Annotated in this window: 13 protein-coding genes; 7 read left to right on the top strand and 6 right to left on the bottom strand. The window is 63.7% G+C overall.

All coding sequences use genetic code 11. The annotated features are described in order from the left end of the window. Window positions 1-132 precede the first annotated feature (132 nt). Together BG83_RS0118785 and BG83_RS0118780 are read left to right on the top strand one after the other, a co-directional pair. Window positions 133-3,855 (top strand): hypothetical protein, encoded by a 3,723-nt coding sequence (locus BG83_RS0118785; protein WP_024978139.1) that lies wholly within the window; start codon window positions 133-135, stop codon window positions 3,853-3,855. 272 nt (window positions 3,856-4,127) lie between these two features. After that, window positions 4,128-4,865 (top strand): response regulator transcription factor, encoded by a 738-nt coding sequence (locus BG83_RS0118780; protein ID WP_024978138.1) that lies wholly within the window; start codon window positions 4,128-4,130, stop codon window positions 4,863-4,865. Between the two features lie 172 nt (window positions 4,866-5,037). Here BG83_RS0118780 and BG83_RS29715 read toward each other — a convergent pair whose 3' ends face one another. The 3 genes from BG83_RS29715 to BG83_RS0118765 form a co-directional block, all read right to left on the bottom strand. After that, window positions 5,038-5,391 carry a response regulator transcription factor gene (locus tag BG83_RS29715; protein ID WP_419177612.1) on the bottom strand — a complete coding sequence of 118 codons (354 nt, stop codon included), beginning with the start codon at window positions 5,389-5,391 and terminating at the stop codon, window positions 5,038-5,040. Window positions 5,392-5,711: 320 nt separating this feature from the next. After that, window positions 5,712-6,662 (bottom strand): DUF4880 domain-containing protein, encoded by a 951-nt coding sequence (locus BG83_RS0118770; protein ID WP_024978136.1) that lies wholly within the window; start codon window positions 6,660-6,662, stop codon window positions 5,712-5,714. Continuing rightward, a complete protein-coding gene (locus BG83_RS0118765) occupies window positions 6,659-7,168 on the bottom strand; it encodes a sigma-70 family RNA polymerase sigma factor (protein ID WP_024978135.1) in 510 nt (169 codons plus the stop codon). Before BG83_RS0118765 ends, BG83_RS0118770 begins: the two co-directional genes overlap by 4 nt. A 242-nt stretch (window positions 7,169-7,410) precedes the next feature. On the opposite strand from BG83_RS0118765, the gene BG83_RS0118760 reads away from it, so the two are divergent. Next, entirely contained in the window at window positions 7,411-7,782 is a 372-nt protein-coding gene (locus tag BG83_RS0118760; RefSeq protein ID WP_024978134.1) for a hypothetical protein, read from the top strand. Between the two features lie 149 nt (window positions 7,783-7,931). Further along, window positions 7,932-12,011 carry a hypothetical protein gene (locus BG83_RS0118755; RefSeq protein WP_051541510.1) on the top strand — a complete coding sequence of 1,360 codons (4,080 nt, stop codon included), beginning with the start codon at window positions 7,932-7,934 and terminating at the stop codon, window positions 12,009-12,011. 155 nt (window positions 12,012-12,166) lie between these two features. Here BG83_RS0118755 and BG83_RS0118750 read toward each other — a convergent pair whose 3' ends face one another. After that, on the bottom strand, window positions 12,167-14,065 hold the full coding sequence (locus tag BG83_RS0118750) for a leucine-rich repeat domain-containing protein (RefSeq protein ID WP_024978132.1): 1,899 nt from the start codon (window positions 14,063-14,065) through the stop codon (window positions 12,167-12,169). 409 nt (window positions 14,066-14,474) lie between these two features. On the opposite strand from BG83_RS0118750, the gene BG83_RS0118745 reads away from it, so the two are divergent. The 3 genes from BG83_RS0118745 to BG83_RS27895 all read left to right on the top strand — a co-directional run bounded on the left by BG83_RS0118745 (window position 14,475) and on the right by BG83_RS27895 (window position 18,596). Continuing rightward, window positions 14,475-15,167 (top strand): lytic transglycosylase domain-containing protein, encoded by a 693-nt coding sequence (locus tag BG83_RS0118745; RefSeq protein ID WP_024978131.1) that lies wholly within the window; start codon window positions 14,475-14,477, stop codon window positions 15,165-15,167. A gap of 264 nt (window positions 15,168-15,431) precedes the next feature. Then, window positions 15,432-16,826: a FimV family protein gene (locus BG83_RS27900; protein WP_024978130.1), complete on the top strand. Its 1,395-nt coding sequence runs from the start codon at window positions 15,432-15,434 to the stop codon at window positions 16,824-16,826. 570 nt (window positions 16,827-17,396) lie between these two features. Next, window positions 17,397-18,596 carry an NHL repeat-containing protein gene (locus tag BG83_RS27895; RefSeq protein WP_160169395.1) on the top strand — a complete coding sequence of 400 codons (1,200 nt, stop codon included), beginning with the start codon at window positions 17,397-17,399 and terminating at the stop codon, window positions 18,594-18,596. A 125-nt stretch (window positions 18,597-18,721) separates the two neighbouring features. Here the strand turns inward: BG83_RS27895 and BG83_RS0118730 are convergent, their stop codons facing one another. Next, window positions 18,722-20,014 (bottom strand): hypothetical protein, encoded by a 1,293-nt coding sequence (locus BG83_RS0118730; protein ID WP_024978128.1) that lies wholly within the window; start codon window positions 20,012-20,014, stop codon window positions 18,722-18,724. Between the two features lie 622 nt (window positions 20,015-20,636). After that, window positions 20,637-24,959, bottom strand: a complete 4,323-nt coding sequence (locus BG83_RS0118725; protein ID WP_152543725.1) for a hypothetical protein — start codon at window positions 24,957-24,959, stop codon at window positions 20,637-20,639. Between the last annotated feature and the right edge of the window lie 771 nt (window positions 24,960-25,730).

Here is a 25,730-nt window from a genome sequence, read left to right as displayed (position 1 = left end):
GGATTGCGCGTGGGCCGGTGGCATGCAACTTCGCCACCGTCACACCCCGTTCGCATTGCACGCGCGTTTGTCATTCGTCCGCATCAAAGTGGTATGCCGATTGACCACGCCAGTGCCTGAGCATTCCGAGCCATGCCACCTTCACGCCTGTTGCCCGTCAACGTGCCGACATCGCCGTCGGAGTACGAGACACTCCACGACTTCGCTGCGCGCACACCATCGCCCCCGCCCGAGGGCAGCGCTGCTCCGCAGCCTCGCAAGAAAGGTGGCTGGCTCGGCAACCTGAAATCGCGCGTGCGCGAAAAGCTGCCCAAGAGCGACGAGACAGAACTGGCCACACTGTTAAGCGACCGCAAGCGCTCCGGCGCGTCGTTCAATACGGTGGACAACTACAAGGCGCCCACGCGCGGCACGTTGACGACCACGCCCGAGACAACCCCGCAGGCCGCCGAAGGCACACCGCATCCTGCCACACCGCAGGTTCAGGAACATCACGAGACGCGCCGCGCGGCACGTTCCCAGCGCAAGACTTCAACCATGATGCAGCGCGCCGAACAGGGTGCGCAGCGCCTGCGCCAACGCGGAAAACCGCCGACGCCCCAAGCGGCAACATCGACCGCTGCGTTGACGGTTCCAGCGACGGCCGAAGCGTTCCGCCAGAGCGTTGCGCAGTTGTTCCGCACGGCGGGCAGCACAAGCGAACGAGAGCTGCTGGCCGATCGGCTCGGCGTCTTGGCGGCTCCAGCGCAGGGCACCTCGTCCGCAGCAGGCAACTACATCGGGCCGATGTTGGCAGCACGCGCGCTGGCGGCCACCAGCGGCGGCAATGCAGCCGATGCGCTGCGGGTGCTGCAGCACGTTTCGCATGCGGTGCACTTCGACGCTGCCGCCTTTGCCACGCCTGTACCGACGCCGAGCCATGACGGCTCAACACATTCCACGGGCAGCTCTTCGATGGGCATGGGCCGCCTGTTTGGTGAGACGGCATCGGCAGCAGTGTCGCATCGCTCCAGCGCGTCTGACCTGGGCTTGTCGCATCTGTTCGGTGCGGACGAAACGTCGTCACATGGTGCCCAAGCCAGCGGTAGCGGGACGGTTGATCAGGAAAGCCCGCGTTCGCTCTCCCGGCAATCCAGCCTGTCGGCCCAGTACGGCTCAAGCGGCTCCGGTGGCTCTTCACGCAGCCTGACGGTCCCGCCAATGCCGCAAGGCATGAGCGATGCGGGCGTGGCAAGCGCGGCGTGGCGCACGGCGCAGTTGCTCTCGCGCAGCCATCACGGCTTTGAAGCGCTGACCCGTCTGATGCAAGCTCCGCCCACCCCGGAGCAGGCGCACACCGCACGCGCCTTCTTGCAAGCGGCCGACCATGTTCATACGGCTGCCACTACGGCGGCCGACCCCACCGCCCTGTTGCACGCCCACCCGGCTGGCAGCGGCACCCAGGCCGAGTCACTCGCCGTCAACGTCATGCATGCCGCTGCGCTCAAGCTGCGCGGGGAGCCCGTCGGCGCGCAACAGACCGGTGTCCTTTTTGCGTGGCACCAAGGCTTTCGTGAAGACGGTCCGGGCTCGGATCTGGCCAGCACCAAGGCACGCCTGGCGAAGTTTGTCGGGCGCACCATTCCGCGGGTGGAAAAGCAAACCACGGGCAGCCATTTCTGGCAGATGATCGGCAAGAAGAAATCGCCGCTGTCATCGGCTGCGCTTGGCATGCACGGCGCACAGCGGCCTGGGCTCGTCAAGGAAATGGACACCTATACGGCGGCGCTGCGGACGATGATCGACACGCTCGCGCAGGCTGGCAATGCGCCTTCGCTGCACACCATCGCCCACCCAGGCGATCTTTGGCGCGGCGCGATCCTCGAGCACTGGGCCCGGCTGGCAGCCGCCAACGCGCCGTTGAGCGACTACGCGCTCACGGCAGAGAAGCTGCGTGCGCTGCAACCCGAAGTCGGCGCAGCAGTCAGCCGCATGCAGCGCGAGAACGCCGAGCCAACCGCTGTCGCCCGCACGCCGGGCAGCTCGCCGGCCCACCAGGAATTCGCGCAATTCGTGGCCCTGACCGGACTGACCGACGATGCAGACAGCCGAGCCTGGGCGCAAACCCGGCTGAATACGCTGACCCTGCCGCAGGTCAACGCCGCGCAGGCCCACGTGGCGCAGCTCATCGACCACGCCGGCCTGGTGGGCGAACCGCCGGAATACCTGGTGGGGCTGCAACCATCGGCCACGCTGTTGCGCTACTGGAGTACCCACGCGGGCGAGGCCGCCGAAGCCCCCGCATTCCGAAGCGCACTTGAGCGTGCCGACAAGCTCGAGCACCCGGAAGACCTCAAGATGCAGGCGCCCACCATTGAAGACGCCCGCAAGACCATCGAGACGCTGCTCACGTCCATGGAATCGGGCAACAAGGTGCGCCTGTCCAACGGCGGCTGGATCGGGGGTAGCACGGCCGGCGTATCGACAGGCTTGTCGCACGTCGGCAAGGCGCTGCCGGTGCCCGTGTCCGTACAACTGGATGCCAATTACGGCAGGGGCCGCCAGGCCGTGGTGGAAATCGGGCGCAGTGCACACGGGCGCGACGTGTTCGTCGGCACCGATCGCACGATGCGCGCCTCGGTCGGCGTGGGTGCCTCTGTTGGCTACGACCTCAAAACGTGGGGCAAGCGCTTGCGCGCCAACCTGCTCGCCGTCAAGGTCACGCCATTCGATCTGGAGACCGGTGAGCCGCGCGGCGTGGTCATCCGTGCCACGCGGCCCACGCAGCGCCCCGTAGAAGGCCACGACGACTGGGAGCCCATCAAGTACGACGACAAAGCCGCGGCGGATGCCATCGTCAAGGCCACCAACCTGCTGTTCGAGCACGCGTCCGCCGCGCCCGAGCACCGGCCCGATGCCGACACGCTGTGGAATACGCTGGCGCAGCACTGCGGCGAAAGCGGTGGCAGCGGCGGCATTTCGATCAGTTGGGTCGACCAGACCAAGAAGCGCTGGCGCGCGTCGATGGACGCGAGCGTTGGCATGAACGTACGCGTGAGCAGCCCGCACACGCCGGTGCGGATCGGCCCATCCGCACGGCTGCGCGGCGAGAAGACGCTCAGCAACACGGCCACCCTGCAGGAGAAGACCGGCACGATGCGCATGGAGCAGTTCAGCGTCGCCACGGGGCACAAGGTGACGGCGCGCGCCGGCCTGGCGTTCTCGGTGGGCCGCACCTTCTACACGGCAGCCCCCGACGACAATGCATCGGCCAAGGCCGGCGAGAGCGGCAAGTTCACACAGTCGTTTACCGGCGGCATGCCGCTGGGGTTCAACTGGAAGCTGTCGGAAGGCGGCCACACGACGAAGGTGAAGATCGCTTATCAGAACGGCAAGATTGCCGATCGCGTCAGCTACTTCGACACCGAATACCGCAGCGTGCGCGAATACCTGGCTGTCGTGCGCAGCGACCGCGATGCGTGGATCAACATGCTTGCCCACAAGCCCGGCGGTACGCCGGAAAAAGCCGCACGCGAGTTCGAAGCCTACTGCGAGACCGTCGAAAAGCACGCCCGTCCCAACCAGCGCTACCTGCACCGGCATCGGCTTCGGCCGTCTGCCGCTCGCGAGATCGAGGGCCACCTGGCCTTGGCGGACCTGCACCGAAGCATCGACCCGAATTCTGCCGACGCACAAGCCTCCGAAGCGCTGGCGCAGGCGCTGCTGGAAGCGCCCACGTCGCGCCTGCCGGAAAAGCTCGCTATCGTCGAACAGGTGTCCACCAGCCGCAGCCGTGGCTTGACCAGCGCGCTACAGCTACGGGCCAGCAAGGAAGCGGAAGGCACGCGCGAACTCGCCGCCATCAAGTTCGGTTGAAGATCAATTCATCAGGTTGTCAGATAAGCCGGCGAATTAACGGTTTCGCCGGTTTTTTTATGTGCATATGCGCATAGTCGTTCACACAGAATGCGGCATTCGCATGCTCAAATGACGATTTCCAACTCAACAAAAAAAACTCAATCAGATCTAAACGCGATTTCACTCTTTATAGGGATGTGTGAGCAAATTGTGAACGTTATGCTTGGCCCCAGTTTGAAGCGTCATCTGCAAAGATTCCTCTGCGCGATGGCTTGAAATGGGGAAGCGCTATGAAGTTCGCCGTACTGACCTCCAACCCGTCCAGCTTTGCCTACGTGGCAAGCTGCCTATCCACGCAAGAGGCGGAGTGCATCCGCTTTGACGACGCCCTGTCGCTGCTGCGTGCGCGCCGCACGGAAACGTTTGATCTGTTGATGATTGACGCTCAGCACTTCCGTACGGCAGGGCAACTCGTGCTGTCGTGGCGGGAGTGCAATGCCGACATGTGCTGGCCCACCTTGGTGTTCGGGCAGTTTGTCGACCGGGGGGACATGGCGTCGGCCTTCGATGCCGGCGTGGACGACGTGCTGACCGGTCACTTCAGCGCTGAAGAACTGCAAGCCCGCGTGCAACGGGCGCTGCGCCGTGCCGAGCCAGTGCGCCAGAATGCCGGTATCCACGTCGTGGTGGGGCCGTACCGGCTTTGCCGCCTGACCCGCACCGCTACGGTCAACAGCGTCCCCATTCGCATGACCGCACGGGAATTTGCGACGGCATGGCTGCTGTTCTCTTCGCCCGGCTCGTTCCTCTCGCGCCAGCAGATTGCATCGGCCGTGTGGGGCGCAGACGCCAGCATCGTCGAGCGCTCGATCGAGCAGCACATCTACAAGCTGCGCAAGAAGCTCCAGTTCGGCCCCGAGACCGGCGTGGAACTCAAGACCGTCTATGCACGCGGCTATCAGCTCGCCGTGCAAGCCGCCAGCAACGAGCCGGCAGGCCCCCAGGCGCGCACCGTCCTGGCCGCTTAGGCCGCTTAAGCGGCCTTTTTTGCGCAAACGATTGCGCGCCGCAGGGCCACTGCGCCCACAGCAAATTGTTTTAGCGTTTCTTAATAAAAACCTTCAAGGCATATAATTTCAGTGCCGGCTTAAAAAACTCAGCGCCGGTTTAAAAAACATTGCCTTGTTAATGGTTATCGCGTTAATGATTCTCGTGCGAGCGGATTTCACCCGCACATTGCTGATATAGCGCTGCCAATTCGGTCCGATTGCGTGCTTGTAAACGCATCAGGATTTGGCGCACGTGCGATTTCACGGTTTCTACGCCGATATGCAGTGTCTGCGCGATTTCCACATTGGATTTTCCCGAGGCCGCCTCACGCAGGATGTCGCGCTGGCGTGGCGTCAGCGCGGAGAGCAAAGCCCCCTTGCTGGACGAACGGGCAGGCGCCTTCCGCCTGGATTCCAACATCCGCCCGAGCATCGCGTGCGCCTGCTCCAGCGTGACCGGCTGGGCCGGCGGGTCTTCGCCGGCGGCCTGGGCCAGTTCGGTCAAGTCGACCAGGATCCCAGTGTTCGGGGCGCGCGAGACCTGCCGAACCGTGATCGTAAGAGGCACCACCGCCTGCGCCCGCCAATCGGCTGCCGCAGGGAGAGGGGAGAAATACCGGCATTCTGCCGTGCTGTCGGCTGCGTGTAGCAGCACGTCGTTCTGGGCCCGGGCGTTCATGTCGTCCTTCGCTCTTGTGGAAGCTATTGCATCTGGATGCAGTGGCGTGCGCGGATGGGTATCGCGGCAGCCTCTTACTCTCTCTGTGCAACGAGGGAGAAAAACCGGAACCCCGATCGGAAAAAAATTTCGCGGCCGACGAACGCTCAGCGTGGGCCGATGCGCACCCACACGCCGGCAAGCTCCTTCACCTGGATGGGCAGCGTTTCGGCCAGCATCTGCAGGGCGCGGCAGCCGCCGAGGGGGAACCGCCCCGTCACGCGCAGGCCGGCCACCTCAGGATGCAGCTCGATCAGGCTACGGTGGTAGGGGCGCAATGCGTCGATCACATCGGCCAGCGGCTGGTGTTCGACCTCGACCATGCCGCGCGTCCAGGCGGCTACGTTGCGCGCCATGAGCGTGAGTTTTTCGATGCCGCCGTCGCCAAGACGCCGTACCTCGCCGGCATGCGCCGTGGACACCGCACCTGCCGGCGTCGACAACGCCGCGCTGCCTTCAAGCACGGCAACCTTCATTGCGCCGCCGGGCTCCAGCGTTGCGCAGATCATGCCGCCCGTGCATTCCACCGCGCCCGCGGCAGACCACAACCGCAACTGACCCGACGGCGACCCAGCGACGGCCAGCACGCTGCCGCTGCGCAGACGCACGTCGTAACCGCGCGCAAGCGCAGAGGCATCCACCGCGCTGCGCGCGTTCAGGCGTAATTGATAGCCGCCGGCCAGCGCGAAATCGCGGCGCTCCGAGGTGACCGTGCGCATGTCGGCAACCAGGTCGGCCAGCGGAATCTCTCTGTCAACGAGGGCGGCAACGCCCAGACCCAGCCCGCTGAAGATGAGCGCGCGGCGCACATGCCGTGTTGGCGAAGAGGGCGCATCAAGAAGCCGCCGCGCAGCGCGCCGATGCGGGTCTGCCACGGGGGGCAGTGCCACCGAACCCAACGCGCCTTGCAAACGCTGCACGGCAGCAGCATGCGCGGGGTCGGCTTCCTGCCAGGCGGCAAAGCGCTGGCGCTCCGTCTCGGAAGCTGTGCCCGAGCGGAGTACGACGAGCCACTGGATCGCCTGCTCGGCGATCCGATCGTCCAGCGCGTGCTTCACGACGATTCAGCCAGATAGCAAAGGCGCATGGCCTGCGTCATGTACTTCTGCACCATGCGAACGGATACCTGCAGGCGCTCGGCAATCTCAGGGTACGTGAGGCCATCGAGCTGGCTATAGAGAAAAGCGGCGCGCGCCTTGGCGGAAAGCCCATCGAGCATACGATCGATGGAGGTGAGGGTCTCGAGGATCAACGCACGGTCTTCGGGGGACGGCAGCGTTGCTTGCGGTTGCGTGGCGGCCCACGCCATGTAGGCCTCTTCCAGATCACGACGACGCCAGATGTCGTAGAGCACGCGCTGCGCAATCGTTGTCAGCAAGGCGCGCGGCTCGCGGGTGTCTTGCCACCCTGGCCTTTGCAGCAATTGCACAAACGCTTCCGCCGCGATGTCTTCGGCGCCAAAGCGGCAGCCCGTCTTGCAGCCCATACGACGGGCGAGCCACGCATAGTGTTGTCGGAACCAGTCAGAGGCCAGTTCGGTAACTGGCTGGCAGGTTTGCGTCACGGTACCCTCCGCGAAAATCTGTGCTGGCCGTTCCCCGGCAAACGACCCGACCCGGTATCGAGAAAACCCCACCCAGGTGTCGAGATTTTAACCACCGCTGATATTTCAGGTGGGCATTTTTTCGGCTTTTATCGCAGTTTTTCGGCACACCCGCCACATCCGGAAGCCCGTGCTGGCATCGTTCTGCGGTGCAACCCGGTTGCTGCAATGCGTTGCAGCGACAACCGCCACGGCGCCCGCCCATGCCCCCCGAAGACTTGCCCCACCCCCCGTTCGACGACGACGCATTGCCCGCGCATGCCCTGCGCATCGGCACCCGCAACGTCTGGTTGGCTTACGACAGCTACGCCGATCCCGACATGCTGACCGCGTACGTCGAACTTGGGCCCCGCGACACGTTGGACGTCGCGCTCACGCTCAATCTGCTGCTCGGCCTCTGCCTGGAAGTGGACGGTGCTGCACGCGGCAGCGTTGTGCAACACCCGCAAACCGGCCAGATGATCTATCGCTTCCGCTACGCGTTGGACGACGACCCGGAAGCGACCGATCTGCTCGATGCCATCGCCGCGCTCACGGCAGAGCTGGACAACGGCGCCGCGCCCGCACGGTACTGAGCCGCCGCGGGCGGTCGCTTCGGATGCCGACGCAGCACTTCGGTGCCAGTGACGTTCGTCGGCAGTGGCTGGCTACGCTTGCAAGGTTCAACTGTGCTCGGGCGAGTCCGCATTGCCCCGGCATGCCAACCTCGGAGCCCTCGCCCATCATGAAGATATTCTCCCGACACTCCAGCGCGACGCCTCCGGCGCAGACGTCGTCCAGCGCACCGGCCTCGCAATCCGCGCAGCCATCGATGCCAAGCGTGCGCAAGACTTCGCAGTTGCCCGGCGGCCTGCGCGATCTTGCCGACATGGTGACGGCGAACCGCCAGAAGAAAAGCGCTGCGTCCCTGACGAACGAGCAGCTCAAGGTTGCGCTGTCGAGCACCACGTTGAGCGGACGCGGAACGCGCGCCGCGCACCGGGAGGCCCAGAAGCGTATTCGCAACGGCAAGCTGCAGTGGCCGCCTCAACAGTCCGCACAGCCGCAAACCGCTGCGCCGCAGGCACAGGGGCACGCAAGCAGCACAACCGCAACGCCGCTTCACACCCCACACGCGCAAGCGAACCCGAACCCGACGCCCACGCCGACGGAGCAGCCCCACGCCGAATCGTCTGGTACTGCCCACACAGAACACACAGAACACGCCGAACACGCCGAACACGCCGAACACACCGAACACACCGAACACACCGAACACACCGAACACACCGAGCACACCGAACACACCGAACACACCGAACACGCCGAGCATGGCACCCAGCAAGACCTTGCCATCGTGCTGCGGCCGCCGTCGCCCTCGTCGTTGTCTCCCTCATCCAGCGCGCACGCGCAGGGCCGCCACACGCCGCCGGATGCGCCCGTGTTCGATCCCGATACCGGCGCGCTGAACAAGCCCCAGTTGCGCCAGATGGCGCTTGCGCTCAAGGATGCGCTACCCACGGTGCCGGTAGCACTCACGCGCTCGCACCCGCACAGTGACGGGCTGCGCGCCAAGCTTCAGCATCAGTTGGGCACTATCCAGACGATTGCCGCAGACAACACCCGCAAGGCTCCGCACGAAGTCGGCATGGCCGTGCGTGATGCCTTTGCGTCGGCGGCCAAGACCGCGCGCCAGCTTGCCAAATCACTGGGTAACCATGATCCGGCCGACGCCTACAAGGGGATCGCGGCGCTGCTCACCGAGCTCAAGCGCACGCACCTGAGCGGCAGCGCGCACGAGGTCATGAGCCACTACGCCGAGAAGGAAACCGCCAACCTTGAAGCCAAAGCCCCCGGTATCAGCACGGCAAAGCCCGGCTCCAACGTGAGCACAGGCACGTCGGGCAGCGTGTCGATCTCGGCCTTCCCAACCAACCGCTATGCCGGTGCCCACTTATCGGTGGAAGCGGGTGGCGGCAAGGGCCGGCTGTACTTTGCCGATGATGACGGCGACGTCGACTACTGGCCCTCGGCACAGGCCTTCGCCAAAGTTGCGCTCGGCGGCAAGCTGGGCGAGTGGGCCGCCAAGCTGGCGGGCCGGCTGGACCTGTCCGGCGGCAATGTCTACCTCGAACACGATGACTTGCGCCAACTCGTCAAGCTCGTTGCCAACCACGATGCCAACCACGCCTGGGTCAAGTCTGCCGGCCCACATGCGCGCCAGGCGATGCAGCAACTGGAATCGTTGGCCAATCTCGTGTCTCACGCCATCGGCCGCAACTACACGGAAGCCGCGGGCAAGCCCTACTTCCTGAACGACGCCAAGATTGCCAAGGGTTTCAACACCTTGAAGATGACGCTGCTGGCCGGCGCGATCGACCAGCAAGTGGGCGGCGACCGCTTCAGCACGCTAATGAAGGCCGCGTACCCGCCAATCGCCGACGTGCTGACGGACCGCATCGGCAGCGGGCAGCCCATGCCGGCGCAACCGCGACGCGACGTGCCCGATTCCGTGGCCTATGGCGACCGCTTCCTGGCCTACCGCCAGGTGACCGGCAGCGTAGATGCCAACGTCGGCAACGAGACCCACGGCGGCACCAACCTGGAAGCCGGCGGGAGCTTTGATGTCAACGTGCGCGGCAACGTGGCGCAGTTCTTCACGGAAAGCGCTGCCGCACCGCACACGCTGCTGGACCCGGGCTATCACAAGGATTACCAGTCCACGTTCAAGCTGCATCAGCAGCTCGATGCCGCCTGTGCCGAGCCACCGCCCGCGCAGCTCCACCTGTACAACGAGACACGCAAGGCACTCACGCACGAACTGCACGCGGGCCCCGCTCAGCCCTTTACCGAAACCGAGCGCCTGCACTACGGCGAGGAAGCCAACATCCCCGCGCAGTTCCACAACGCCATCACGCACGCCAGCCCCGAACAGCTCAATCACGCGACGGACCAGCTGGAGCATCTCATCGGCACCTATCTGCAATTTGCAGATCACGCCGGGGCCGTGCTCGCCAGGAACGATCGCTTCATGCCCGCCAAAGAGCGCGATACGCTGAACCAGCATCGCGAAGCGGCCTTCGCACAGATCAACCAGACCGTGTGGCATGGCCGCTATCCGCAGAAAGATGCGCTGGCCAACCCAGAGGCGTTCGTCGCCAAGAGCCATGCTGCGATCAGCTTGGCGCTGGGCTGTGTGGGCGCGCATATCTCTGTCGTGAAACAGCAGATGGCGCAGCGCGACGAGCACGGCACGGCCGCCGCCGAAGCCATCCTGACGGCGGATTCGATGTACAAGACCGCGCGTGAAATGCTGGACAAGACGTACCTGCCGCTCAAGAACTACGACGTGCAGAAGAACGGCCCGCTGAAAGACAAATCGCTGTGGCAGCGCTGGGATACGGCACTGAAGGCGACGGTTTCCGGCGGCGCGCAAAGCAGTGCGCTCAACGCGATCCTCAACCGCTTCGGCCGGTCCACCGGCAAAGTGCAACTGGGACCGTTCACAGGTTCCATCTCTGTCGGCAACAGCGCGGGGCAAGTCTCGCTCACCGCCGAGGCGCGCCTGATGAACGCCAATCATCAGGTCAACCCCAGCCGTACGGGCAAGTTCTGGCAGTTCACGTTCACCGCGCAGGGCGGTGCGCCCATCACGGGCGCGATACTCAACAAGGCCATTGCAGCGGCTATCGAAAAGTTCGCGCCGAACATGCGGCTGCAGGACGACAAGTTCGATCCGCACGAGTTGATCCGCCAGACGCAGGGGCTGCTGCTCAACGTGACCGACGGCACCAGCCTGGTCGTCAAGTTGCGCCAGGCGCCTGACGTGCAGAACGCCCCGATGGAGCTGCAATACGCGCGCGTCCTGCGCAACAAGAACAGCGGCATGAGCCTGTCGCTAACAGTGCCGACGCCGCATGGCACGTTCACGCCGTCGGTCTCGCATACGGACAGCACGCAGAGCTACGCTGGCGAGGTAATGGGCTCCGACACGAGCTACCTCATCATGCAGCATCCCTTCCTCGCCAAGATCGTCGACGCGGAAGCCCACCGCGAAGATGCCGCGCTACGGCAGGCGTTCGATGCGAACCCGGTGCAACGCGATCGCTACCTCGCCAATCCGAACCTGATGGCCGATGTGGTGGCCAAGTACGCAGCGGCGACCCAGGAGATCAATGCCGCGGCTACAGAGAACCGCCCCGTCCAGATCAAGAACGAGTTCGTGCGCTACCACGCCGCAACACCGTTCGCACGCGCGGCACAGGTGTCGACGCAGGTGGCTGCGCACGCGCCGGGTTCGACCGCCAACGGAGAACAGCTGTTCAAGCTTGCCGAACCGTTGGCCAAGCCGATCGACGTGAGCCACCTCGACGTGGAAGCGATGCGTGCACGCCTGCAAGCCATGACGACCATCGAGGAACGCGCCGACTATCTGTGCGACTCCAGCCAGGGCCGCCCGCTGCTCGACGCGTTCTCGAAGATCATCGGCAACACGCGCGCCATCAACTCGGCCGCGCTGTTCCATACCGAGGAGCGCAACACCGGTATCCAGTCGCTGGTGCGCAACCCCAAGGCGCTGCAACGCGAGAATGACCGCACCCAGGCGGCCCTGCACGGCAAACCGCAACCATCCGGCACCATTGGTCAATTGCGCACACGCCTTGAGCCGGCCAAAGCATCGGTCAAGCAGGCCACCCTGGCGGATCTGCAGCAGCTCGCTGCCATGAACCTGCCGATCAGCCAACAGGCACAGCAGGAGCTGCAGCGCCGCAAAGCGCTGCTCGGCAACGCATTCCCGACTGACGAGGGCCAATCGCCAACGTAAAGCCCACTGACTTCACGCTCTGCCGCCAGCCCTGGATGCGCCCGGGCTGGCGTTTTTTTGCCCCCTCGCAAGCATTCTTGTTTCGTTGCGTAGGCCCAGAAAGACAAAGGCCGGCATCAAGCCGGCCCATGGGAATACACGATTGAACGGCCGTATCAGCCGGCGTGCAGCCAGTCGCGCGCGACGGCAACGTGCCGCTGTGCCACGCCCTCGCCGGCCCTGACGTAGCGTGCAACGTAACTCTGCAGCGGCGTCCAAGCCGCGAGCTTCTGGACAGCCTCGTCAATCGACCCGCCAGCGGCGCCATATTCGAGCAACGCCGCAAAAGCCTCGGCGCGGACCATCCTGGCTGCCGCGTCTTCCAGCAACCCGGGCTCGCGCAGGCGCTCGCTCACCAACAGTGCCATCAGCGCGTCAAGCGGCAGCGCCTCTTCGTCCAGGCAACCCAGCGCATAGCGCTCTTGGGCTCGTTGGAAAACCGCGCTGCGCAGCGCTGCCAGCTCGCACAGGCCATCCACCAGTTGGCCCAGACGGCGGCTGTCGCGGTATGAACGCACGGCGTCGGGCGCGATGGCGTTGATATAGCGCTCCATCCAGATGCACAAGGCGTCGCTGCCATATTCGGCGTCATAGGGCTGCAGGCGTGCGCGCCAGCCCTGGCGCAGCGCGATCCAATCCGGTGCAATGCCAGAACCGGCCGTCGCGATGGCGCCGGCTGCGGGCCGCAATTCGGCCAGCCGTGCAGACAGGTGCGCCGGCACATCGACACGGCAGGCGGGCGGCAGATCGCGCAGCGTATCGGGCAAGCCAGCCAAGGCGTAGCAGCCGCGCAAATCCAGGTGCGTCAGCTGCTTCAGATCGCCAACAGACTCGGGCAAGATGCGCAGCGATCCGCAATCGCGCAGGCGCAGCGTACGGAGTTGCGCGCAATGGCCAATGCCCTCCGGCACAGCCACGAGGTTCGACATGCCAGAGACGTCAAGATGCCGCAGCTTGCGCAGTCGGCCGAGTGACTCGGGCAGTGTCGTCATGGCGCTGTTCTCGCGCAAGTCCAACCGTTCCAGTTCGGCCAGGTTGCCCAAGGTATCGGGCAGCACAGAGAGCAGAGGATTGCCACGCAAGTGAAGCTCGCGCAACTGCGAAAGCTGGCCCAGGCTGATCGGCAGTTGGGCGAGCAGCTTGTTGGATGCCAGCGTCAGCGTTTGCAATGCGGCCAGCGTGCCAAGCTCAACCGGCACGATGCGCAGATCCGTGCCCTGCACAACCAGGCGCTCCAGCTTCGGCAGTTGAGACAACGACGAGGGCAGCGCGCGCAGCGGCGAATCCAGCACGACAATCTCCTGCAGCTGCAACAGCTTGCCGATCCGCCCCGGCAACGCTGTCAACCGCGGGTTGCGCGCGAAATGCAGCGCGCTCAGGTTGACCGGCAAACCACCGGACGCCGGCCACTCGAAAAGATCGCAATCATGGACGGTCAGCCGCTCCAGCTCTTCGGCCAGGCACAGGGCGGCAGGCAGGCGCATCACCGGAATACCGTCGAGCACGAGGTGCCGACTTTTCTGCTGCATGGCCAGCAACATGCGCGTAGCAGCCAGTGCCAGACCCTGCTCGGTGGGTCGTGTGGTGTCGGTCAACAACGGGCCGCTGTAGCGGTGCAGGCGACGCGCCATCTCCTGCTGCCAACCCGCCACCGCCTCGCATACGGCCAGCCAGCGGCTGGCATCGGTGGGCGGAACGATGGCCCGTAGGCCGTGGCCCTGGGGCATGGCTTGCTGGATGCGCAGAGCATCGCGCGCCGCGCCTGCACGTTGTTGATGCTGCGTGCGTGAAGACGTCGGCGCTGCCTGTCGATCGTGATTCGGCATCGGCACGTGAAATCGGTTGGCGGCTGGCGACGGCTGGGTGTGCCCGGTCCGCACACGCTGCAGCACGCGCCGCAACGCACGCGACAGCTTGTTGGTCACCGAGACACCTGCATCCGCCGCACCCCAGTCGGCACGGCTCTGCGCGACGTTATCGGGCAGCACGGAGGCACTACCGTAATGTGATTGCATGATGGGCCCAAGAGAAGATGAAGTGGCAATAAGCGGCGGGCAACGCGCCCTCTCCGCCTGTTTGCTGATCGTATGGACCACCGCGCAACACGACCTGTGGCAGGACGAACCCGTTGCGCCCGCGGCGAACCGTCGTGCCCATGCACGCTGTTGATACGGTTTCGCTGCAAGCCCGGCAAATTCGCACTGTGCGTGCGCATCGCTCGGCGGGCATTTCTATGATGCGCGCATGCTCGTTACCGGAGATCCGCAATGCATGCCCCATCGTCTCGCATCATGGCTGCGCGGGAGCGTCGCGCAACCACCCATGCAGTACCGCCCACGCGTCGCGAAACGCATCACACCTGGCAGCAGCAGCGCCTGCAACAACGCCACCCAATGACGCGCGCCTGCGCCGGCAGGCAAGACCATGTGCGGGCGTAACCGGCTCGCCGTCGCGCTACGGCGGGGAGTGTTTTTCGTCATTGCCCTGCTGGGCTGCCTGCCCGCGGCGGTCCTGGCCGATTGCATCGACGATGCCGCCGCTTACCACGGCGTCAACGCACAAGTCCTGCGTGCCATCGGCTATCAGGAATCGCACCTGAATCCGCAAGCACACAACCGAAACCGCAACGGCAGTGAAGACCTGGGCATGTTCCAGATCAACACCATCCACCTGCCGGAACTGTCACGCTACGGTATCGGCCGCCAGATGCTCTATGACCCGTGCGTCAGCGCCTATGTGGCCGCATGGCATCTGGCCCGTAAGGTGCAACTGCACGGCAACAGCTGGCATGCCATCGGCGCCTATCACTCGGAGTCCCCAGGGGAAAACGGCATCTATGCCCGTGCGGTGGAAGGCATTCTCACCCGCAAGCTGGCAGCACGCGCGCCGTTGCCGGTTGCCGGGCAAACGCGTGCACAGGAGTCGGCGCCGCAACCGATGCAGGATGGCGCCAAACCCATGCACCCCGTCGTTCTTAAACACGCAGCAGATCAGCCCGCCGAACACAGGATGCATGCATCGACCGTGCCGACGGCAGGTGCAGATGAACACTGGCTCGATGCCATGCTGGCCAGCCTGAACCAGAGTGCAAGCTTGCGGGATCGGTTCAGCCGGTAAGCTCGCCCGCCATCGTTGTTTGCGGGGCCGCCCCCCATACCGCGTCGCGTCTTCGAACTCTGAATTTTTCTCAACTGCCCCGTCGTCAATGGCGGTCCGCTGACGAAACGCTCTATCCTTCCCGGCCACCCCCAAACCAATAAATCGGGTGTCAGCAATACAAGGGGAGCAAGCAAAATGAAAAAGCGATTTCGTGGAGGAATTGCACATCGGCCTATCCGCCGGTCACTGGTTGCAGGAGCGGCTGCCGCCCTGTGGGCGTGCATGCCGGCTGGGCACGCCGTCGAACTGGGCGTGCTACATCTGCATTCGAACATTGGCCAGCCGCTTGATGCGGAAATCGACTTGACGGGGTTGCGGCCGCACGACGCACAAGCGCTGGTGCTGCAACCCGGCAACCGCGAAACCTACCTTGCCGCCGGCGTGCCTTACGGCGCGAGCGCGACTTCTCTGCGCACGACATTGGTACAGCGGCAAGACGGCGGCTATGTCGTTCGCGTGTACTCGACCGTCCCGCAGGTGGATTCCATCGCGGATATCGTCGTGCGCCTTGCTGGACCAGGTGGAGACACGCTGGCGGCATATACGTTGCTGCTCAGCCCCCCAGGCACGGCAAGCGCCCCCACCACGTTCCTGCAGACGCAACGCAAACCGGCGCCTGCTTCGGGAGTGTCGGCGCCCAGTGAAGCACCAGCACAACGCGCGCAGACGCAAGCAGCGGCAGGCGCATCCACTCCCGCCGTACACGCGACGGCCAGCACTCAGCCGGGCGGCATGCGTCCATCGGCTGCGGCAACCGTCTCGTCTCTAGGTGAAGACGACGGACGTGCTGAAGCGGCCTATACCGTCAAAGCGGGCGACAGCCTCTCACGGATCGCGCTCAGCGCCGTGCAGGATCGGGCGGACGTTTCTGCCGGGCAGGCCGCGCTGGCGCTTTACCGGAGCAATCCGCACGCCTTCATTGCTGGAAACATCAACGGCCTGCGCGTCGGCGCAACGCTACGCATGCCGCCGGCAGAGGAAATAACCGCGGTGGCAAGAGGTGAGGCCGAACGCCAGATCCGCATGCTGACGCAGGCTGCGGCTACCGAGCGCACACCGCCTGTGCCCGAGGCAAATTCCAACGCCGTCGCCGGCAGTCGGCCGCCTTCGGTGCCAGCCAATGCATCGGACAAGGACACATTGCACCTTTCCGCCACGGGCATGCGCGAGCGGGCAAACGTGGGGCAGCTCAACGAAGAGTTGGTTGCGGCCAGGCAGGCGATCCATGAACTCGAATCGCGCCTTGCGCAAGTTGAGCAGAATCTGGCCGATATGCGGCGGCTCGCAGCCTTGAAGAATGCCTCGGCACAGCCTGCCGCAGCAACGGCGACGGCGCCGTCCGGGGAAGAGGGCGATGCACCAGACAGTGGTCTTGCAAGCCGCAGTCCGATTACCCCCGATGACCCGGCACCCTGGAAGCGTGCCCACATCATCGGCCCAGTCTTTGGAGTCTTGCTGGCTTTGCTGATCGCCGCGTCGATGTTCTACCGAATGCGCATGCGCAAGGTTCAATCTGCGCTGGCCGCGATCTACACCCAACTCCACGATAACGGCGACCCACTGACCGAGCGCGGCCCTCGCGCCCCGCGCAATAGCCAGACTGTGTCACCACGGTAGAGCGATGACGGCGAGGAAGTTCAGCAGCAAGACGAGCGCACCGAGAGCCCGTTACGGCTGCGCCACTTGCCGCATGTCCGAGCCTGCGCGGGCCGGCAAGTGCAGGATCGTATGTATGGCGCGTTTTCTCATTCGACGCCTAAGCAGTGAAAACCCGCACGCAAACGTTTTCTTTTCGAGGCACCGCTACACCTCCACGAGGACGTGCCGATTTAAGGCGAGCCCTTACATTTCCAGCGAAGCGTCAAACCTCGCCCGGTCTGGCGTCATATCAGAGCTGGTCTATACGGCGGCGCAAAAGGCACATGCCACGCCCCCGATCGCTGGAGTCGATGGCCCAATCCAACCTGATCGACGTTTGCCCAGCACCAAGCCATGTCCTCCGCGTGCCCTCCGCTTCTGAAAGCCATCCCGATTTGCCTGATCCTGACCGCATGCGGCGGTGGCGGCGATACGGCCACCACGCCGCCCACCAGTGCAACGCAGCCGCGTGCGCCGATCGGAGCACCGGTCGGCCCGGTGGCCCCAACGGCTCCGGCCACTTACACCATTTCGGGAACGACCACGGGCTTGCTCGATTACGGCAGCCTCACGTTGCTTAACAACGGTGCAGATGCGATCGTCCAAGCCGCCGACGGCGGTTTCAGCTTTTCAGTTTCTGTAGCGGCGGGCAGTGCCTACGCTGTCTCCGTCAACGCCCAACCGCTTTGGCAGTCCTGCTCCGTGGCAAACGGCAGCGGGCTGGCCAACGGTAACGTCAATAACGTGAGCGTGAACTGCGCGGTCGCTCAGTCAATGGTGTCCACCATCGCCGGTTCCACCACTGCGGGGTATGTCAACGGCACTGGATCGGCGGCCTCGTTCCGACAGCCGAGCGGTATTGCGCGAGACGTCTCAGGCAACCTTTATGTGGCGGATTTCGGCAACCACGTCATCCGCAAAATCGCACCGGGCGGCGTCGTCACGACCCTGGCAGGCACAGGAAGCCCGGGCCACGTCGATGGCATGGCGGGCAGTGCCAAGTTCGCGACTCCGGTCGGCATTGCGGTGGCAGCCAGCGGCAACATCTATGTGGCGGAGTTCTACGGCAACGATATTCGCAAGATCACGCCAGGCGGCATCGTGACGACGCTTGCCGGTTCGGCAACTGCGGGCAGCGCCGACGGCATCGGCGCGAGCGCCTCATTCAACAACCCGCTCGGCATTGCAGTGGATGCCAACGAAAACGTCTACGTGGCGGATTACAGCAACAACATGATCCGCAAGATCACGCCAGCCGGCGTGGTGACCACGCTGGCCGGCACAACAACAGCGGGCAGCGATAATGGCGCGGCTGCGCTCGCCACCTTCAACGGCCCTTCGGGAATCGCGCTCTCTCCGTCTGGCACGCTGTATGTGACGGAGTGGTTCAACAGCGATATCCGGCAGATCTCATCGTCAGGTGTTGTCACGACACTGGCGGGCTCCGGCGCGACCGGCAGTGATGATGGAGTGGGTACCGCGGCAACGTTCTCGCTACCGGTGGGAATCGTGATCGGTACCAACGGCGTGCTTTATGTCGCCGACGACGGCAACAACTTGATCCGCATGGTGACCCCGGCGGGCGTGGTTGCCACCTTGGCCGGTTCCCTCAACGCGGGAAGCGCCGACGGCGCCGGTAGCACCGCGATGTTCAATCAACCATCCGGGATCGCGGTCGACACCAACGGCAACCTGTACGTCGCCGACCAAGCAAACAACCTGATCCGCAACGTCGCACCCAACCCATAGAGAAGCTCGGCGTACCGCTGCGCACGCCCGCCGCGACTTGGAAACGCGTCACGCCCGGCGTCGCTTGGCCACGCCGGGCGCTGAACCGCTCTTGAGACAAAGGCTGTCTCTGGCGGGCCCGTCACTTACTGCACGCCAACACCACCGTACGAAAGGTACTGCCCGAACAGGCGTGCGAACTGGCCGCCGTCGGTGTTGATTGACGTGGAATACGTGCCGCCACCGCTAAAGACGATGGCGAATGTGTGCATGGCGCCGTATTCCCACGGGTTGCGCAGCATGTAGTCGACGTGGTTGTCGCGGTAATGCCCTGGGGTGCCGCCCGGGGTGTCGGATGGAACACCCAGCGGTGTCTGCCACCACAGGATCGGCAGACCATTGCCCAGTGCATCGCGGTAGGCAGAGACGGCGTTCTGCTGCTGGTGGAAGTTGGGCGTCTGGACGTTGTTTTCGTCCAGGTAGAACGGGCCAGTGCGGCCGGTGCATTCGCCTACCGCTGCGGCTTCGAGGCAGCCGGCATCGCGGTCGCTGGTCTGGGCGACGATGAAGTCAGCCGTATTCGCGCCGACTGCCTGCATTTCCTTGCCGATCACGTCCGGCCCGGCATTCCAGAAGGCGGGCGGGAAGCCGAGCAAGGCCTTGGGCGCGTGCCACCGCCCCATCGATACGAGGCACATGCCGATGCCGGCGGCCGTATTGGGGAGCCAGCTGCATTCCTGCTGGTTGTTCACGGAGGCGGCAAGCTGCGCCGGATCATGGTTGGGCGCCTGCGCATACACATAGCCCCAGAAGTCGGGCTCCAGATTCACCAGCACCGACGTGTTCAGATCGTTGATGCGTTGATACATCAAGCGCACCTGCGACCAGTAGTTGTTCATGAAATTGGCGTCGTTGATGCCGCTCAAGTTGCCATCGCCGTTGGATGCCATCTGGTAGAGCGTGAACATCGGCGTTGCGCCAAAGCTTTGGACGCGCTGCGCGGTGTAAGTCACGTATGCACCGTCAGTGTTCCAGCTAGGCCAGGCGTTCTGCCCGACGCCAACCAGGTAGGTGTCGATGATGTCCGGGCGAATGCTTTGGGCCTTCATGTCATCGGTCGATTGCCCTGCACCCAGCCCAACCTGCAGGCGCGGCACCCGGCCCATCTTGTTGAGGATGGCGGTTGCGGGGGCGCTGTCGGTGCTCTGCGTGTGCTTGATGCCGTCCTGGCTGGTCTGCGTACCGACGGGCGCACTGGCGGCCGCTTGCGTGCCCGCGCTGCTGCCGGACGTCCCGTCACCTTCGCCACCGCAGCCGAATAGAGCAAGCGAAATCAGCGCAACTGCCGCATACCGCTGAGAAGACCGGCCGACGTTGCCGCGCGAATCTGCTGCAGCGGGCACTTCCCGCACATTGCTTGCACCACGTTCTGTTTTCATTATCCCGACCTCGTCAAATCTATTTAATGTTCAACACGGCGGTGCACATCTACGCCTTCCAAATTTTTACCAAAGACGGGAATAGACTGGTCTACAACGTATTGCACAACCGGTCATCTTCCCGATAAAAACCCTGATGGCGAATGCCAACCGCCAAGGCGAGACTACCATCGCTTTTCGAGCCCGAATGACGGGTGAGGTTAATTGAAGTTTTTTTGAATGAACCAAATCGATTTGGAAGTATTGATTTGTATTTCTTTCAAAAACTCTATTCACCGAAGTTGCAGCGGCAATGTTTGAGAAGGCAGGCGAGCGTTTCTCGCATGATTGACGTGGCGCTGAAGGCCAGAGCGGCGGGGCCATGCCCCATCAAAAAGAAAGCCCCAGGCAGCTTGTAACCGCCCGGGGCTTCTTGACCGCGCTTCACGGAGGCACGTGAATCATGGCTATCGGCAAGTTTATCGGATCAACGCCCTCCAACGAACGTTGATGAGATTAATTGAACAATGCGCGCATCATTGCCATAAGGTATTCATCATTCATTGCGCCAAGCGATTTAATAACGCGATCGCGATATCGAATGACCGTTGATCGAACAGGCATTCGATGTGTTTTTCTCCAGTCAGGTGGACGATGTCTCGGATGCACGTGGCTTGGCGGCGGAGGTTGTCGCTGCGGTCGCTTCGGGCAGCACCGCCGCCTGCTGGTGGCTTGAGCCGGAGCCGGTGCTGACTGGCTGCTGCACACGCGGCCCGACAGATCGCGGCTTGGCCTTGCGCTGCCCAAACAGCTTGCTGGACAGACTGCCGGACTTTTTGGGAGCAGAAGCAATGCCGGCCTTCGCATCCATTTGCTGTTTCAGTCGCTCCAGATGCGCGCGGGTGTCGTCGGGTCGCGAGCGCGGCGGAGACATGGCCAGCATGTCGGCAAGCGACGGAGATCGCTGCTCGCGCGGTGGGACGGAAACCGGTTCGCGGTCAGCCTCTTCGTGCGCCGGCTCGATTTCGGATCGCGCACCTTGCACGCTCTGATACAGCGGCGTGCCCGATGACCCCTGGCGCTGCATCGGGCGAGGCGATGGAGGCACGCCGGTTGGGACATGAGTCGCCGCCGGAGGCTCTGGTGTGCTCTGATCTTCCTTCAACTGCGCTTCATACTCCTTGAGCAGCTTGGCGTCGATCGTATCGAACACGATCTGCCGCTCGACCTTGAGCCCGGTGTTCTGCGTCAAGCGCAGCCCCGCGTTGACGTTGAATCCGTCAGCCTCACTGTATTTTTCATAAGCGCGCAAGCCAATCGGCATCCAGGAGTTGGGGGCGTTGATCGTCTTGGTGTATGACGCGGCGAGCTGCTCGTGCAGCTTTGTCTCGCTTTGCGGCGTCACCAGCGAAAGCTGCTGCAGATGGTTGAGCGTTTTCGCGGCGTCCGCGGTGAGTGCCCGGCGCACAAAGAAGGCGTTGTATGGGGTGTCCAGCAGACGTGCCGTATCGAGATTGTCGTTGACGGCCTTGAGCCCCTTTGCCTGGCCGCCATCCGGATCGTTCCGGTGCGGATAGGCAAAGAACTTGACCCACTCCTGCTTGGTGGCTTCGACATAACGGGCGTAGTCGTGGAAGCTGTCGAATTCGAAATCGGCTACAGACTTTGTCGGCAGCACATTGTCCCGATCGATCGCCAGGCGCAGCTTCACGTTCGTGCCGCGCTCTTTGACCACCGCGCCACCACCGAACAGATCGGCCGAGGTGTTGCCGATCGTGCCCGTCACTGCTGACGTAGTGAGCCCAAGATTGATCTTGTGCCGGCTCAGTTTTTGCTCGCGCAGGTTAGCAATCCGGTATGTGCCGGTGGCGTCGAGCTGCTTGAATGTCGACAGCCATTGCTTCTCGAACGAGTAGCCGAGGCTTGTGCCGAGGGCGCCTGTCTCCTGCCTGCTCGCGCGGTGTTGGCTGGGGTTCAGCAGCTTGCTGACGGATACGCCGATCCCCACCGACATCTCGCTGCGATGCGCGCGCGTCTTCTGGTTGATCCAACTGATCGAAAGATCCTTCTCGGCGTAGAACTCGCTGGCAAAGGCGTGGAAAAGCGCGTCGGCGTCGGGCATGCCCTCTGGCGAGCGGCGCCGCGCATCCGCGGCCGAGAACATGAAGTCGGTAACGCGCGAGAACAGCGCGCGGACCTCCGCATCTTTAGCCGCCGTCCGGCGCGGGATGCGGACCATGATGCCGGTGGCATCCGTGCGCTCGTGCTCGTACGGATTCACATCAACGTTGGCGCCGGTGCGGCAGCATTTAAACAGCTTGGCGCCAAAGAAGCACCCCGCGCCGATGCGCCCACGGTGGCGCTTTTCCGTGCCGATAAACAGCTCGGCGGCGTGGACGGGGTACGACATGGAGACCGCCGCTTCACGCCCCTTCTCATAGCGCAGATCGACACGGGCATTGCCGGCAACCGGAACGCCAAGCAACCGCTTCTTCGCTTTGACAAGCGCCTTGGTAATGCCCTTGGTACTGAACCCTCCGGTGGTGCCGCGGCTGAACCGGACGGTGTTTCCACCGGGAATCGTCTTCAGGTAGTCCACCAGCATGGCACGCACGCTGTGCTGTGATCTGTCAGGCGGGGAAAGCGGCGGCGCCGTGGCAATTTTTCGAGCGGCTTCCATTGCCTTCTGGAATGGCTCGGCCCGCTCGACGTTCAGGAAGTTCGCCAGCGCATGCAGGTCTTCAAAGCCAAGGCGGACATTGCCAAGATGCTGCCGGACGTTTGCAATCGCCTGTTCCAGGGCCTCCGGAGAGCCCGACGTCACCTTGTGTGCGGCGTCTTCAGTGAACTTGCGAATACGCTGCTCGACATCTTGCGGCAACGCTGCGGGCGAGAATTCGCGACCCAGCACCAGTTGATGCCCCTGGCGTGCGGCCTGGTGTTCGGGCATCCAGTCATCAAGCGCGACCCGCAGGGCGATCCACTGGCAATGGGTGTCACTCAACGCATTCGGGCGATGGCCCCCCCCTTCTCCGGCGCCAGTCTCAGCGGGCGGGGTGCTACCGCAAAGGCGTTCCATCTCGACAGCGACGGCCTGCACCACCTCGTTGACCGCCGGTTTCGCGAGCTCGGCCATCAACGCTTTCTGCTCGTTCGCCAAGACAGCGCGATCGCCCTGCGCCATGCCATTGCGCGCGGCGGAGAGCGGCGATTTGTGGTTGCTTGGTAATGTCGCGTGCCGGTCGTCGTCCATGCGGTCGACCCATGCAAGCGACTTGAACAGGCGAGCCTTGAACTGGCTCAATTCGGAACCCGGTGCATCGTCGGTGAAGCCGTTGCGCCATGCGACCAGATCACTCTTGTCGGCGGCGCTCAAGGTTGCCGGACCTACACCGTGGATGAGCTTGGCGCTTGCGTCGCTGACGCGCTGGGCGAAGTTCGCGGCGCTCGACACGGCCTCATGCGGAGCGAGCCGCGCAGCAATCAGCGCCTCCGGGGTCGGCTTGGCATTCAGCGCATCGGCAATCACAGCGCCGGCCTGCAGATGGATTCGCAGGTTGCCTTGATCAGTGGCGCCAAGATTGCGGTTGCCCGTGGCGGCGAGCATGGCCTCGAAATTGCCGGTGGTTGCGGCATGCTGTAAAGCGCCCCACGCAACGGCCCGCCCCGATTCGGCATGCTTGAGCTGCTGGTCGTGTGCGTGCAGGTGGGCCGGCGTCGAAACAACCGAGATCATCGCCTCCTGCGCCTCGCGTATTTTCTCGACGGTGTGGGCGGAGACTTCAACCGCACCCTTTTGCCCGTGCGCAGGCGGTTGCGAGCCGATTTCATCGGCCACCGCTTCGAGCGTGGCCAGGCATGCGGCAGCCGCCTCGGCGTTGCGCGCATCGAACTGCGCGTGGCTGTCGCGCACACCCGGCCAATCGGCGAGGGCCTGCGGCGCATGTCGTGCCGCCCCGCGCATGGCGATGGGGAAATCGCGCACCGTCTGGATGAAAGCCTGCAGCGCCTTGACGTCGATCGCGTGTGACGGCACCGAAGACTCACCACCCGAACCTGCGGCCGTGGTGCACCGGTTTGCCATCAAGGCCTCGCGCGTCTGCTCCAGCGCGCCACGCAGGCCAAGGATATGAGTGTCGCGCGATGTCTCGGAATGCGTTTTCGCGTTACCGATTTCAGCGCCCAGGTCCGCATGCTTCAGGTAAGAAAAGACGTCGCCATTGAGCGTTGTGGCGTTATCCGGGTCGAGGCGTTCCTTGGCCGATACGAGCGCCAGCGATACCGCCATGGCGACGGCGGGCGAGTGCGCCGCAGCCATCTCCTGCACCCCCGCAACGAATGCCGCCGGTTCGCTGCTGACCTTCGCAGCCAGCGCTTGCCCTTGCGCAGATTCCCAGTAGGCAATGACATCATCGACATGTTCCAGCGCCTGAGCCGGTTTCGGCTGGCCACCGTGGAGACTGGCGCTGGCATTGGTGATCGCCGAAATCTGGGTGCGCAGCCCTGACATGGCTTGATTGAGCGCCTGCTCCGTTCGACGTGCCGAACCCGAAGGACTACCGGACTGCGGCGCGTCCTCGCGCGCGGCGGCCATCCGCTCCGCAGATTGCTTGACGTGCGCGAAATCACGCAACGTGGTCGGTCTGCCAGCCCGCGAGTGGGCGCTGAACGGCGTGTTCCAGTCGAGTCGGCTCGCGCCGTCCTTCGTTACGCAACTGAATGTGCTCTTGACTTGCGCACGCAATGCTTTCCCTACCCGCTTCATTACGCCGACGTCAGCCTGCGGTGTGCCCGGCAGCGCAGGCGGGGCAGGCGGGGCCTTCTTCAAACCGGCAAGTTCGCCACGCTGGCGAGACGCCTGTCTGGCAGGTGTGGATGGCGTAGCCGTCTCGCCCGTCACCGCCTGTGACGACGAAGATGTTGAGGCAGGGGCGCGGGACGAGATGCGGGGCAGTTTGAGTGGCATGGGTCAGCAGAGCGCATTGAACCAGGTTGGAACGCGTTCAAGTCTGCTTGCACCAAGGTGAGGCCGGCGTGCACCGTCCGAATATGCGGCATCGAAAGCGAAGTTTGGTGGGCTTACCGGCTGCCTCCAGGCTCGGTGAGCAGGTGCGTAGAACACACAAAAAAGCCGGTCCAAAATGACCGGCTATCGGGATCAGCGGCGGCAGAGCAAACTCCACGACGTCTATGTGGGGCTAACTGCAGACAAAAGAATCTGTACCAGAATCGCTGCTAAGCAATTGATCTTGTTGAGTCACGCAGAAAGTGGCAAGAGAAAAGTCTGTACCAACAAGACGCTTGAACAGACAAATGACGCACACAAAGTCTGGCCACCCGCATGGCGCCTAGTTTGCCAGGCATTCAGGTTCGTCAAAGAGGCTATCGAGCTCCGGCAACGCCCGAATCGGACGTGCGAAGAGATAGCGCGGCAAAAAGCTCAGGATCAAACCAGTTCGAGGACATCACCTGCACGATGCGGCCGCAGTGCGAAGCTGAACTGCGCTTGCAAGGACGGGCGATGCAGAAACCGTACTGGATCTTTGGCCATCTCCAACACTAGGCCCACCCTCGGGGGTCTTCGCTTGCTCGCGAATGCACGAGGTCGATTTCGAATCGCTATGCGGACAAACGTATAGACGTTGCGATGCATAAAAAGAGAGCGCCGATTTGCATCGACGCTCTAATCCAAAGCGCTCTCAGAGATAAAAGCGCCTAGAGACACAGCGGAATCTTC

The sequence above is a fragment of the Ralstonia pickettii genome, assembly GCF_000607165.1.
Classification (GTDB): domain Bacteria; phylum Pseudomonadota; class Gammaproteobacteria; order Burkholderiales; family Burkholderiaceae; genus Ralstonia; species Ralstonia holmesii.
This window is presented reverse-complemented; position numbering and strand designations above follow the sequence as displayed.

What these genes read in the sequence shown, in the direction of transcription:
- BG83_RS0118785 (WP_024978139.1), top strand. Translation starts at nt 133, where the DNA reads ATGCCACCTTCACGCCTGTTGCCCGTCAACGTGCCGACATCGCCGTCG.
- BG83_RS0118780 (WP_024978138.1), top strand. Translation starts at nt 4,128, where the DNA reads ATGAAGTTCGCCGTACTGACCTCCAACCCGTCCAGCTTTGCCTACGTG.
- BG83_RS0118760 (WP_024978134.1), top strand. Translation starts at nt 7,411, where the DNA reads ATGCCCCCCGAAGACTTGCCCCACCCCCCGTTCGACGACGACGCATTG.
- BG83_RS0118755 (WP_051541510.1), top strand. Translation starts at nt 7,932, where the DNA reads ATGAAGATATTCTCCCGACACTCCAGCGCGACGCCTCCGGCGCAGACG.
- BG83_RS0118750 (WP_024978132.1), bottom strand. Translation starts at nt 14,065, where the DNA reads ATGCAATCACATTACGGTAGTGCCTCCGTGCTGCCCGATAACGTCGCG.
- BG83_RS0118745 (WP_024978131.1), top strand. Translation starts at nt 14,475, where the DNA reads ATGTGCGGGCGTAACCGGCTCGCCGTCGCGCTACGGCGGGGAGTGTTT.
- BG83_RS27900 (WP_024978130.1), top strand. Translation starts at nt 15,432, where the DNA reads ATGCCGGCTGGGCACGCCGTCGAACTGGGCGTGCTACATCTGCATTCG.
- BG83_RS0118730 (WP_024978128.1), bottom strand. Translation starts at nt 20,014, where the DNA reads ATGAAAACAGAACGTGGTGCAAGCAATGTGCGGGAAGTGCCCGCTGCA.
- BG83_RS0118725 (WP_152543725.1), bottom strand. Translation starts at nt 24,959, where the DNA reads ATGCCACTCAAACTGCCCCGCATCTCGTCCCGCGCCCCTGCCTCAACA.